This is a genomic window from Paenibacillus rubinfantis (assembly GCF_001486505.1).
GTDB classification, from domain to species: Bacteria; Bacillota; Bacilli; order Paenibacillales; family Paenibacillaceae; genus Fontibacillus; species Fontibacillus rubinfantis.
In genome coordinates this window covers 22,812-36,472 of the sequence record NZ_LN909061.1, presented here as the reverse complement: position 1 = coordinate 36,472, position 13,661 = coordinate 22,812, and the positions used below count along the sequence as shown (strand labels likewise).

At 48.4% G+C, this 13,661-nt stretch carries 9 protein-coding genes; 2 read left to right on the top strand and 7 right to left on the bottom strand.

The features are described from left to right. Window positions 1-3 precede the first annotated feature (3 nt). From BN3277_RS02700 to BN3277_RS02675, 6 genes are all read right to left on the bottom strand, one after another. On the bottom strand, window positions 4-1,350 hold the full coding sequence (locus tag BN3277_RS02700) for an ABC transporter substrate-binding protein (protein WP_059040767.1): 1,347 nt from the start codon (window positions 1,348-1,350) through the stop codon (window positions 4-6). A 170-nt stretch (window positions 1,351-1,520) separates the two neighbouring features. Next, on the bottom strand, window positions 1,521-2,876 hold the full coding sequence (locus BN3277_RS02695) for an FAD-dependent oxidoreductase (RefSeq protein WP_059040766.1): 1,356 nt from the start codon (window positions 2,874-2,876) through the stop codon (window positions 1,521-1,523). Between the two features lie 12 nt (window positions 2,877-2,888). After that, window positions 2,889-4,496: a helix-turn-helix domain-containing protein gene (locus BN3277_RS02690; RefSeq protein WP_059040765.1), complete on the bottom strand. Its 1,608-nt coding sequence runs from the start codon at window positions 4,494-4,496 to the stop codon at window positions 2,889-2,891. Window positions 4,497-4,546: 50 nt separating this feature from the next. Continuing rightward, window positions 4,547-5,998: a cache domain-containing sensor histidine kinase gene (locus tag BN3277_RS02685; protein ID WP_187380024.1), complete on the bottom strand. Its 1,452-nt coding sequence runs from the start codon at window positions 5,996-5,998 to the stop codon at window positions 4,547-4,549. 373 nt (window positions 5,999-6,371) lie between these two features. Beyond that, entirely contained in the window at window positions 6,372-7,205 is an 834-nt protein-coding gene (locus tag BN3277_RS02680) for a carbohydrate ABC transporter permease (RefSeq protein WP_059040763.1), read from the bottom strand. 21 nt (window positions 7,206-7,226) lie between these two features. Continuing rightward, on the bottom strand, window positions 7,227-8,171 hold the full coding sequence (locus tag BN3277_RS02675; protein ID WP_232436307.1) for a carbohydrate ABC transporter permease: 945 nt from the start codon (window positions 8,169-8,171) through the stop codon (window positions 7,227-7,229). 197 nt (window positions 8,172-8,368) lie between these two features. On the opposite strand from BN3277_RS02675, the gene BN3277_RS02670 reads away from it, so the two are divergent. Next, window positions 8,369-9,400 (top strand): LacI family DNA-binding transcriptional regulator, encoded by a 1,032-nt coding sequence (locus BN3277_RS02670; protein WP_059040762.1) that lies wholly within the window; start codon window positions 8,369-8,371, stop codon window positions 9,398-9,400. A gap of 81 nt (window positions 9,401-9,481) precedes the next feature. Continuing rightward, a complete protein-coding gene (locus BN3277_RS02665) occupies window positions 9,482-11,791 on the top strand; it encodes a GH36-type glycosyl hydrolase domain-containing protein (RefSeq protein WP_059040761.1) in 2,310 nt (769 codons plus the stop codon). Window positions 11,792-12,051: 260 nt separating this feature from the next. Here the strand turns inward: BN3277_RS02665 and BN3277_RS02660 are convergent, their stop codons facing one another. Continuing rightward, window positions 12,052-13,650, bottom strand: coding sequence for an extracellular solute-binding protein (locus BN3277_RS02660; protein ID WP_059040760.1), 1,599 nt, complete (start codon window positions 13,648-13,650; stop codon window positions 12,052-12,054). Window positions 13,651-13,661 lie beyond the last annotated feature (11 nt).

The window sequence follows — 13,661 nt, the reverse complement described above, 5'->3', positions numbered from 1 at the left end:
TCATCACTTTTTAATCAGCTTTTCGCCTTCGGATATCATGAACTGCTGTGCTTCTTCGAACGTTGTATGGTTCAACATGTATTGGCTAAATCCATTCTCTACGATGGTCTTTAACTCACTGCCATACGGAACCGCGATGCCTGCAGAATTCATTTTTACGCGTGGGTCGAACAACGTGTTGGACAACGATTCAAGGTCGATCAGATCTTGCTTATCGCCGTAAAACTGTTCGAGAAGCTGGCTCCCGTCCGCTTTTTTCCAACCCGGGATGTCTTGCAGATATTGTGCGCCTTCTGTGGTCATCCATCTTGCAAAGGTGTAGGCGGCTTCTTTATGCTTCGAATTCTCCCCAACGCCAAGGAAACTGCCCGATACATTCGTTAAGCCCATCTCTGCATCTTCCGAAGAGCGCGGAACAGGCGCATAAACCATTTGGAAATCATGCGGGAAGCGATCCAGCAACGTTCCGGCATTTACAACGAATGTAGCGGTAGCCAGCATGCTCGCTTTGCCTGCGAAAAATTGCTGCAAGACATGATAGTCCGATGCGAGCACATCCGCATATGGCTCAACACTCTTGTCTTCTTCTTCCATGGCTCTGCGAAGTTCGAAGAAGTATTTAAAGGACGGATCGTCAAAATTTAAGGTCTGATCCTCTTTTAACTGCGGATGAGGCAATTCAGTGTAAGCGATGATGTTCGGGTATTCTCCCCACGTGTGAAAATAGGTTCCATAATGTTCCGGAGTCGTCAGCTTTTTAGCGTATTCCCGGTAATCATCCCATGTCCAGCCCATCTCCGGAAGCGGCAGTCCCGCTTCTTCCAGATGGTCCTTGTTGAAAACGACCATCCATTGCGAGGAGTTGGCGATAACTCCGTAGGTTTTTCCATCATACGTAGGATTGAGTACGTATTCTTCCTGCGGATCGACCTGCTCATTGGCATAGAATTCGTCGAGCGGAGCAACTACGCCACGAGCAGCCCTTTCAATGAGTTGCTCAAAGTTACCGGTGTGAAAAACATCGACAGCTTCGCCGCCTGCCATCAGTACGTCGAGTTTATTCAAGAATTCAATTGTGTCGTTGTTTTGCACAAGATCGACATACTCGACTTGAATATTCGGATGACTTTCATTGAAGGCGTTTACAGCTTTTACATAAGGTTCTTCTTCCCGCTTCGTTTTGTAGGTGTAGAACTTGATCGTTACGGGTTCATCCGATTCGCCGGACGTCTCGTTCACGCTCCCCTTGTTGGCGGCTTGGTTGTCCGCGGATTCCGACTTGTTGCTTGAACAGCCGATCATGGTAAAGATCAGGCAAAACACAACAAGGTATGACAGGCCCTTTTTCATGATTATTTCCTCCACATCATTGAGTTGTTTGCAAGTTCATTATAAATAATTAGGCTTGATAACCCTGTGTAACTACGTGTGTTTCTGGCGTGTATATTTTTGACTCTCTAACCTGATTCCTGAGATAAAAAGAGAGCTGAACGCATCCCATGCCTTCAGCTCTCCTAGCATTACTGTGCCCTGTTGATCGCTTCTCCAAGCCAAGCACCCTGCTTAACAAGCTGTTGTTGCAACTGCTTGATATCGATGCTCCGCGTGCGATGGAGACCATTCGTGCAGAGCAGCGCTCCTGCCGTCCCGGCAGCTTCTCCCATCGCAAAGCAATTCGGCATCACCCGTGTCGCCCCCTGCGTCGCTCTATCGGTAGAGATGGATTTGCCCGCCACAATCACATTCTCGATCCCCACCGGAAGCAAAGAACGATACGGAATGCCGTGGGATTCTCCCGGCGGCAGATGAACCATCGTCATGCCGCTTTGCGCATTCGCCATGTGCAGATCGATGAAATAGGCGTTGCGCGCGATATCGTCCGGGAACGAGCGGCAGCTTTGAAAATCATCGGAGGTCAAAACGTAATCTCCGACGATTCTTCGCGTCTCGCGAATGCCAACTTGCTCGCCTGTCAGCGATAAGAACGCATGCTCGAAACCGGCGATATTTTTGCGCAGCCAATCCGTAATATGATCAACCAGCGCGCGGCCCGCGATGGCCCCGTGCGTCAAGTCTTCCGCTTTGGATCCATCGATGCCGAAGATATGTCCAAAATTAAATCCGGCTGTCTGATCGTTTAGCCAGGATATTCCGGCCCAATCCCGCACGACATTCAGTTGCCCTTCGCTTTTGGCTTTATTGATGGCATGCTTCAAATCGACGCCGTACTCATCGACATGGGCGAGGAAGCGATTCCGATCCAGATTGTGAAGCACAAAACACATCGTTCCGGGCTGCATTTCTCCTTCATCGCCCCCCTGGGCAAGTGGTCCGCCGGCATGGTACACCAGATCTGCATCGCTTGTGGCATCAATGAATATTTTGGCCTTTACCGCTTGCGTGCCGGTTTTATTGTGAATGATCACTGCGTCGACAACCCCATCATGGTGGACGACATCGCCAATAAAAGTGTGATACAGCAGCGAAACTCCAGCCTCTTGCATCTTCTCGTCCAGCAGCAGCTTTAACACTTCCGCATGAATCGGCACCCAGTCAAGCTCATCTTTCCATTCTTCCTGAAAGCCGTATTCCATTCGCGCTTTCATATCTTGCAGAATTTCCAAACCAATTCCCCTAATGACCGGCTTCACATGGTCCGTATACGGGCAAAATGCCGGAACATTCGCCACTGTCGCCATGCCTCCCAGGTACCCGCGCTGCTCGATCAATAACACGGATGCGCCGTTTCTTGCAGCGGCAAGCGCCGCTCCGACTCCGGCAGGTCCGCCGCCGCACACGAGCACATCCACCTCCCGAAAAACGGGGATTTGCCGTTCCGGCAAACGAACGGATTCTCTTTGTCCTTCGATGCCCATTCTTATTACCTCCTAGTCTAATAACCTCTCGTAATTCTTCTTTTGTTTGTAATCGCTCGGCGACGTCCCGACATATTTCTTAAATACTTTAGAAAAGTAGGCGCGATCCGAATAGCCAAGCGAATACGCCACATTTTCCATCGTCTCATTCGGGTTATTCAGCAGGTTTTTGGCCAACTCCATCTTGTACAGATGCACGTAATCGGTAAAATTTTTGCCGTAACGTTTCTTGAAAAACCTGGAGAAATAGCTGGGATTTAAATGCAAATAATCGGCAATGTTCACATTCGTCACTGTTTCGCAAACATGATCATCGATATACTGATTGATCTTTTCCAGTTCCGGATCGTTGACTTTGCCGGGTTCCGAATTTAGCGCAAGCTGAAGATGCCTTTTTAACGCAGACTTGGCGAGCTGCTCCGTTTCTTCAATGTGAGCGCTATTCCTGAGCAAAGGATAGAAGTTCTCCACCACCGGAATATGGGTTTCTAATACGGCGGAGCGAACCGCCGTTTCGAAAGTTTCCTTCACCAAGGAAGGCAGCAAGCGGTGTTCCGTCGCTTTCTTGCGAATGTTGCTGAGCGCCAAGTCGATCAACTGCGGATTCTCCTTCTTGAAGGCTTGCTGCACAACATCCAGTTCCTTGTCGAATTCCCCCGGCTCTATCGATCTAAAAGAGACATCCCCGTTAGAAGCTTGAACCGATTCATGGCGGAAATAGTAAGCTTGCTCCATAGTGCGGGAGATTTGCCGATACGAGACGCCGAGGGAATCGAATTCAACGGTTTCCGAACTATAGTAGACCCACAGCTTCATTTTCAAATATCGTTCCACGCTCATGGTTACATCCTGGATGAAAGACAGAAACGCATCCTGCTGAGCCCGCTCCTCCCCGGAAAGCAGGACTACATTGCAAAGCAAGTAAACACCTTCGTTGCGATAGAGAAAAGGAGTGATTTTCTCTTTGTCCGTAAGGGTCTCCTCCACAATGTTGTAAACCGCATACTGCAGCAAAGCGTAGTCCTTAATCTCGTAGATATCCAGCATCGACCTGCCATCCAGATAGAGCAATGCCAGCCGAAAGCCGGGATGCGTCAACTGAACGCCTAACCGTTCCCCAAACTTCCGTGTATCCAACAGGCTGTTTCCCTTAAAAACCGCGTCTAGAAATTGTTCCTTGAGAATAACCTTATTGCGCTGAATATCCTGTTTAAGAGCCAAACGCTCTTGGGACGTCTCCCTGGCCTTAATCCATTTGAGCGCTTTTTCTATGCTGTCTGCCAGCTTTTGGCCCGTTAGCTCATCTTTGATCAGGTAATCGTTCGCCTCCAGCTGGAAAGCTTGTTTCAAATAATGAATTTCTTCAAAGCACGTTAAGAATATAATTCGTACATCCGGTTTCATTTCGCGAAAGGTCCAAGCGAGTTGAATCCCATCAATGATCGGCAATCCAATATCCGTCACGACGATGTCCGGCTGTGTTTCCTGAAAGATGCTGAGGGCGATTTCGCTGGAGAAGCACTTGCCGACGATCTCGATTTTCGTTGCTGACCAATCGATCAATTTTTCCAAATATTGCAGCATCGGCACATCATCGTCAATAATTAGTACTTTGTACACGGCCGTACCCCCTTCTTGGTTTTCATACTGCTATGATCACCTGCGAAGGCCTAATAACGAGGAATTTCAAGCATAAATGTCATTCCTCCGTCATCATTAGATTGTACCTTCAACCCAGCTTCTTTCCCATATGCCAGCTTCAGCCTGCGGGAAACATTGATTAAACCGACGCCGTGATTGGCGGAATGGTCGCTCTCCTGCTGCAAGCTTAATTTCGCGATCAATGCCTGACGGTTATCCTCCGTCATTCCCCTTCCGTTATCTGCAATGGTAATCATGAGCTTTTGCCCCGTCCATTTTGCCTCCAATCGAATTTGCGCATGTTCGGGATGCATGGCAAATCCATGGATGACCGCGTTCTCAATAATCGGTTGAAGCAGCAGCCGAGGTATTTGGAAATCAGCAGTCTCTTGAGCCAAGCTCCAACTGAAATCAATGTCCATCTTATTCCTTACATTCATGATTTTCAGATAACTTTCCAGAAGCTTGCATTCCTCTTCCAGTGTCGCCGGCTCATGGGCGCGCACATACGAACGCAACAGCGAGATTAAGGAAGCAATGATCTGGCTGTGGACAGTATCGCCCGCCATCACCAGTTCAACTTTAATACTGTTCAACGTGTTCAACAAAAAATGGGGACGGATTTGAGAAAACAATGCCTGCATCTCAATTTCTCTTTTTTCCTCTTGCTCAGCCTCAACTTGTTCGATCAACCGGTTAATATCATCCAGCATCTGATTGAATACATGGCCCAGAAGCGCCATCTCATCTTTGCCCTGCACCTGCATGCGGACATTTCGGTCACCGCCTACATAACGCCTGGCCGTATTCCGCAAGTGATAGATCGGTGTCGTAATTCGTCGCGCCAAGTACACGGAGAATACCAGAAAGATGATAAAAAAAGCGCCGATAGACAAAAACGAAAACAAAAACTCCTGGGAAACCAGCATCTCTTCGTGAGAAACCGGAGTATCATAAACAATCTTCCATCCCAAGTTGTTAATCACTTTCTCGGTATGAATCGATTTATTTGAATCAAAGTCTGTTGTTGGACTGCCGACGATGATATTCCCATTGTAGTCAAGCAACTTCATTGTACCGCCATCGGCTGATTGAAAAAACTTCTCGAAGTAGGTTTCGGGTATACCGACGAACAAAGTCGCTAAATGCGTCTGGGTTACGGGATCCTTGATTCTTCGAGCGGCATAATAATAAACCTTGGCATCGTCCTTCCATAGAAACCACTGCAGATAGGTGGTTTCATCCGGCTGAATACGGGCCGCGCTTTGAAATGGTTCATCCGAAAATAAAGAAAACATCGGCTGATTGAGATTGCCCATAATAATTCGATCATTCGCATTCAGCATAAACATGCGAAGATCCGCGTCGATCGTCTGAGTCATCAACACGCTCGACATTTCGTTTAACCGCCGAAAGTGACGAAACTTCTCATAGTCGGAGAAGCCGGTCGAATCACTTAATACCCGCAAGCTCTCAAGCATTTCCGTATCCTTGAGCTCCGAAAAGTACAACGAGGTAAAGAGGATGCTCTCCACCGTCTTATTAAGATGCTCAACGATGGTATCGACGGTATTCAAACTCGCCTCTCTGACGTTTCTAGCCACGTTGTCACGAATCGACGTATAGGAATTGTACGTAATGATCGCAAACGGCAAAATAATAAAAATGATGAAAGAAAGTTGTATCCGTTGATAGAGAGAAATCTGATTCAGTCTTTTACGCAGCATGCTCCTCACAACCCTCTTCGTTCTAAGCCTTCCGAATTAACCGTAATACAAATTTCTACTGTTTTCTACTATTTTCGACTACTTTCTCGGAATGTCAACTTGAAATAACTGTGAGGAGCAAGCATCATCAGCCTTTCACCCCGCCAAGCGCAATCCCTTCAATGACCTGCTTCTGCAGGAACAAGAAGACGATAATGAGCGGCACGATCGCAGACAAAGAAGCCATCATCATAACAGAGATGTTTGTCGCGAACTCTTCCTTGAAGAACTGGATGCCCAAAGGAATCGGGAATTTTTCCTTGGACAACAAGAAAATCAGCGGTGTCTGATAATCATTCCATGTCCAGATGAACTTGATGATCCCAACGGTAGCTATAATCGGCTTGCAAAGAGGGAGCATGACCTTCCAGTAAATCTTGAAATATCCGGCTCCGTCCAGTTGGGCCGCCTCCAGCATATCGTCATGAATTCCCATCATGTATTGCCTGAACAGGAATGTGAAGTAGGTCGAAAACATTAGCAGCAAAACAATGGCGGTATGTGTATTGTAGAGTCCAAACCATTTAATGAGCAGGTACCGGGGCACCAATGTAGATTGCTCGGGAATCATCATGAAGGACATCAACAAACCGAATAAAAGATGCTTGCCTTTAAAATCGATTTTCGAAAAGGCGTACCCCGCCATCGAGGAAACAATCAATGTTGCCAACGTTGCAATAGCCGCGATTTTTATCGAGTTTACGTAAAACATATGGAAGGGAACCTTGCCCATCCAAACTTCCTTAAAGTTGTTGACAAAATTCCAGGTTTCGGGAATCCACTGAATCGGAAATGTCCATACATCCTTCTCAATCTTGCTGGCTGCAGAGAGCATCCATATTAAGGGAAGAAGGAAACACAGGGATAATAATCCGAGTACCACGGTTGTGAGTAACTTTCCCCATTTGTTCTTTAAACTCATGTTCGCCGTTTCCTCCATTCATTAATAGTGGGTTTTCTTGCTTTGGAAAATCCAGGTTACGGATGTCACCAGCACAATCATTAAGAAGAGCACCAACGACATGGCCGAAGCATAACCCATGTTGAATCTCTGGAAGCCTTCCAGATAGATCTGATACACAATAACAGTACTTGCATAATTCGGTCCGCCATCGGTCAAGAACTTGATGATGTCGAACACCTTGAACGAGGTAATAATACTGGTAATCGTCAAGAAGAACGTGGTCGGCCCGAGCAGCGGAATCGTAATATACCAGAACTGCTTCAAGCCGTTAGCTCCATCAATATTGGCCGATTCATACATTTCATTCGAAATTCCTGCCAACCCTGAAATGAAAATGATGATTTGGTAACCAATATTCTGCCAAATATAAATAATCATGATCGCAACGATCGCAAAGGTCGTATCTACGAGCCACTTCGGCGGGTCCGAGAGACCAATCTGCATGAGCATCTGATTGATCGGCCCCTTCGAGGGGTGGAACAAAGCAGACCAGATCGCTGCAATTGCAACCGTGGAGCAGATATAGGGGATGAAGAAGGCGATCTTGAAATAAGATCTCATATATACCCGGGATTGGATCAATACGGACATAATCAATGAAATGATGAGCCCTCCCGGAACAACGATGGCTGTAAACGTCACATTGTTCCGCAAGGCCTTCAAAAATTGGCTGTCCGAGAACAAGGCTCTGAAGTTATCCAGCCCAATGAATTCAATATCGGACAACCCCCCTACCAAATTCCACTTCGTAAAGCTCAAAAATAAACTGAACAATAGCGGAAATATGGACACCAGCAGCATTCCGACCACTTCCGGGGTAACAAACAACCAGCCGGCCAAATTTTCTCTTCGTTTTCGGTTCCAAAACTTCTTTGGAGGAGAAGCAGACGAAGCCGCTGTTTCTAATTCTATCGTTCCTCTCACATCAAACTCTCCTTTCATAATCTGTCCCCCTCATTATAGAGCAGGAGATTTTAGTTGACGGTTGAGAATTCATACCTATCGATGTGTAATATTTTTACCTTTGAATTTCTGGGAATATCGCTATTGTGTTTTACTGAGGAGTAGGATAAGATACATTTGGGGAACGTTCCCTAAATATCATAAACGGATGGAAAGGAGTGTTGATCATCGCAAGCATACTGGATATTGCCAAGCTCGCCGGTGTCTCCAAAACAACCGTATCCAAAGTACTGAACCACCAATATGGCGTACATGCGGAGACTCGAAAAAAAGTATGGCAAGCGGCATCAGAGCTGCATTATACGCCAAATATCGCAGCCAGGGCTCTTGTCACCAGTAAGACCGGCGTCATCGGAGTCGTATATGATTCCTTTAAATCGCCGATTTACACCGAGCTTGCCGGGCAACTGGAGACCTGGGCACGTAAAGAAGGTGTTCATCTGGTATTTTGCAGCTGTAATCAACAACAGGCCTCCAAGCTTCATTACATCCAGTACTTTATGGGCGGTGCCGCTGATGGCGTGATTCTATTTGGCAGCGCAGAGGACGATTATCCTGTGATCGAACGGTTGATGGCCGTGAATTATCCGTTTGTTGTGATTGAAAATCGTTATGAACAGCTGCAGGTTCCGAATGTACTAGTGGATAATGTCGGCGGTGCCGAGCAGGCTGTCCGTTATTTGCAGGAGCTGGGACATCGTCATATTGCCCATGTTACAGGGAATTTACGGCATCAGGTTGCGGTTGACCGGTGCAACGGGTTCAAGAAGGCGATGCAGGAGCTGGGCCTTGAACCGGCTTCCGATGACTTCATCCGCACGGATGGATCGATTGGCTGCGGCCTTGTTGCGGCGCGGACATTGCTTGAAAGAGAAACTCGTCCCACCGCCTTGTTCGTCTTCAACGATCTCATCGCTTACGAAATGATGGACGAGCTGCACCGTGCGGGATTACGCATTCCGGAGGATATGTCGGTCATCGGCTTCGACCATTTAGTAGGATTGCTTAGCTTTAAACCAGGAATTCATCATCTGACGTCCATGGGGCAGCCGCTAAGGGAAATGGCTAGAGCCGCGATCGAGATGATTTTATCGCTCGTATCGGGACAAATGCCGGAACCGATGTCTCAACAATTCAAACCCGTACTTCAAGAAGGTAATACATGCAGAATTTTGGAATCGAAGTCTTAGTATTGATCAAGCGCTTTCGCGTGTGATCTCTTTTTTTATCGATATTGGGGAACGTTCCCTATTTTAAGGAGGAGCTTACATATGACTAACTTTGGCCATTTTTCGGCTGACGGTTCTGAATTCATTTTCACCACTCCGCGCACGCCTAGACCGATGCTGAATTATTTATGGAATTCCTATATCTTGTCCGGCGTGAACCAGCTTGGCGGCGGAGCAGGCGCCTATGGGGACCGCGCTTCGGCTTATATTGATCAGGAAGGCCGAGGGCGGGCCGTCATTATCAAGAACGGCAACCGTTACTTTTACCTTCGGGATGAAGAGAGCGGGGAGTTCTGGAATCCAGGCTGGTACCCGGTCAACCGGGAACTTGACTCATACGAATGTATACACGGACTTGGGTATTCGAAAATTTCAGGATCCTATCAACAAATTTCTGCCGAAACCAGAGTCTTCATCAATCAGGATGATCCTGCGGAAATTTGGACGATAACTTTGAAGAACCACTCCGGACGCGAGCGCAAGATAAAGGTGTTCTCCTTCGTTGAGTTCTCGTTAAGCGGATATAAAGTTTACAGCAATTACTATTCCAACCTGTTCTCCGAGTTCGACGACCGTCACAATTTGCTAATGGCCTATAATACGACTCAGGATCGTACGCATGAATGGTTCAATGGGTTTATTGCCTCAAGCGAACCGATCACGGGGTTTGATTCATCGCGGAAAGCATTCGTAGGCACTTATGGGCACTTAGACGCACCTCAAGCAGTTCGATCCGGAGGTTGCTGCAACTCACTGGCATCCAATGAGGATATGGTTGGTGTCCTTGAGAATACCATCACGCTGCAGCCGGGAGAAACCCGCAGCTTTCACGTGCTGATCGGTGCGACCGACACAATGGATCGCGCTCGTTCCATGGCCGCCAAGCTGTTCACCCCCGGTTCGATCGAGCGGGAATTCGAATCCGTAGTAAAGTCCAGACAAGACATCATGAACACAATTCGGATCGAAACCCCGGATGAGAAGGTGAACCATCTCATCAACGCCTGGATCAAACAGCAGGTGCAGTTATGCGCAGAAGCTGGACGGGATACGGGCAAGGGATTCCGCGATCAGTTGCAGGACGCCTGGGCCATCGCTTCGTTCAATCCCGCCCTGGCGAAGGATAAGATTCTGGAAACGCTGCGCTACCAGTACTCCGATGGCCGATGTGTCAGAGGTTGGCTGCCACTTGATCCCCATATATACTCCGATGGCCCGACCTGGATCGCACCGACCGTTAACGCTTATCTAAAAGAAACGGGAGATAATGCCTTCTTGAACATCAAGGTTCCTTATCTGGATGATGGCGAAGCCACGGTGTGGGAGCATATTCTTACTGCGGTTCGTTACTCTTCCGAGGATACCGGCGAGCGCAAGCTCGTTCGCGCGCATGACGGCGACTGGAACGATTCGCTTAACGGAATCGGCATTGACGGTAAAGGAGAAAGTGTCTGGACATCCATCGCTCTGTATTATGCGTTGAATCAAACTGCGGAAATCGCAACGGAAATCGTGAAAGACGAGGCCATCGTTCAGGAGATGAAGGAACGGGCCGAACGCATCAAACATGCCGTCAATGACGCGGGATGGGATGGAGAATGGTATCTCGCGGGATACAATGACGCCGGGGAGAAAGTCGGCACTCATACGGAGAAAGAGGGCAGCATTTATCTCAACAGTCAAACCTGGGCCCTCATGTCCGGTATCGCACTGGAAGAACGCATTCAACAATGTCTGACAGCCATTGACGAGAAGCTGGATTCACCCTATGGACCCTTAACCCTATCTCCTACGTATACAAGCTACAAACCGGAAATCGGCCGCCTTACCGGCTTCGTTCCGGGCATATGGGAGAACGGCGCGCCATATTGCCATGGGGGATCCTTTAAGATCGTGGCCGATTGTTGCCTTGGCAGAGGTAACGAAGCCTATCGAACGATGTTAAAAATTATGCCTAACAGCGAGGCTAATCCTTCCGAGCATTCTGGCTGTGAACCGTACGCATTGACCAATATGTACTTTGGTCCTGACAACCCCCGGGCCGGCCAAACCATGTTTGCGTGGGTGACGGGAACAGCCGGCTGGATCTTCCGTTCGGCAACCCAATATATGCTTGGGTTCCATCCTGGCTATTCGACCTTTACCATCCATCCGGTCATTCCGGCAGATTGGAAGGAATGTCGAATCCAGCGGAATTTCCGCGGCGATATTTATGATGTGCATGTCTTAAATCCTCAAAGTGTACAATCAGGTATCAAAAATATCACGATGGACGGTCGACCGGTGGAAGGGACTTCTCTACCCATCATCGGTGATGGCAAGACGCACCAGATTGTTGTCGAATTGGGCTGAAGGCATGAAGAATAGGAGCGTTATTCCAACCTAACTTGCATATTCTTTTGATCATATTTTGCGGCAACTCATGTATTTAATAGAGGCTCCGTCGAGGAGGCGGAGCCTCTCCTTATGTCACGTTGTGACTGAAATTCGGATAAAAGAAAAGGGCAAGCTAAAAAAGTAACAAGGACAAGGCCTGATTTCAGAGGTAGCTATGTTTAATAATAAAACAGTTATCAGGTGATAAATATATGTAGAACCACTTTCTTCATTTCCTACCGATGATCTCGATAGGCTTCATGTTTTTCCTCCCGAACCTGCTGTCCTCCCATCATTAAATACTCCGCCACTTCCTCGTCGTATACGGCATCGAATTTCTCCGGAGACGCCGTAATGACTTTCACGAAGACCTCGTCGTTCTTCTCATTCAAGATGGCGGCATACTGAATATCGGAAGGCAGGATCGCATGAATGCGTGGAGTCTCGATACCGTCGTTCATGCCGTATTCTACGCTCTTACGCGTAAACTCCTCGAATCGCGGGTTGGACGCATTGGCTTTCAGATTCAACCGTTCGTCCTTGCTGCTGACATATTTCCCATTCAGGATGATGCAATAGTCAAAATAATTAAATAACAAACGGTCCGCATCCTCGCTCTCCAGGGTGACCGGCACGCCATTCTCCATCTGGTACGTCACCCCCTGTATGCCGTTCTGCAGCGTGATGATGTTCTCCGGCTGCGCCATCCAATTCAAGTATTTGATGGCTGCCTCCGCGTTTTTGCTCGCTTTCGGAACCATGATGTACATGCCCGTATCTTCCAGGATCGGCTTGGGCTTCTTGCCGTTGACGTTCGTAAATGGATCGATTGGCGTCAAGATGGCGTCCGGATCATTCCTTAACAATTCGGCGAGATATCCCATATATACCGGCTCATTCGTATTCGGTGTTGCAGCTCCGACTCGGCCGTTTATCAGGTCTTTCTGAGATTGCTGGGCGAACCGGTCCAAGTGGAAATCCGGATCGATCAGCCCCTCATGGTACAGACGATTCAGAAACCGGAACGCTTCTTTGTTCCCGGGCATCGTCCACCCCGGCTCGGCATACAAGTCTTCCATGGTGATCTGGCCCCAATCCCAATACGCGTACTGGAGCGGGGCCGTATGATAGTAATCGATTTGACCGAAGGGATAGATGGTTTCTCCGTCCTTCCGCAGCCGATTTTCCTTAAAGGCTTGTAGCGCCCGGTAGAACTCCTCCGTCGTCTCCGGTAAAGGCAAGCCGGCTTCCCGAAGCCAATCCTCCCGGATCAAAGTGGTGCTTCGAGCCGTCAATACCCGCTTAGCCGGGATCGCAAACTGGGTTCCCTCGAGCCGCCCGTAACTCAAAATTTCCTCCCCCAGAAGCTGCTTCAGCCGGGAGCCGTATTGATCCAACAAAGGCGACAAATCGGTTAATTTGCCTTGCGTGTAGAAATTGTAGACCGTAGGCAAGTCGTAAGTGAACACAATATCCGGCGCTTGATTCGCCGCCATCAACACCTGCAAGCGCCTGACCTCCTCCGCACGGGGGACTGTAACGAATTCGATCTTGATCCGTTCTGGATCTCCGAAATGCTCCTGAATGTACTGCGTCATCGCGTTATCGGTAATGGTCGGCGCGCCAATCGGCTTGTTGCTTCGTTCAAACAGTTCGATTCGAAGTGTGCCCCAGCCGTCATCGGCCGCCGCGAATCCGTCCGCTTCGAAGGAACGGATCGGGTCCGACGCCAACCCCAGCCGATCCGTATCCTCAAATCCGCTGCAACCCGCCGCTAATAAGCTCAGGATGACGATGACCGCCAGCCTCGATAACCACGACCTCGCAAGCCGCATAAAACTTCCTC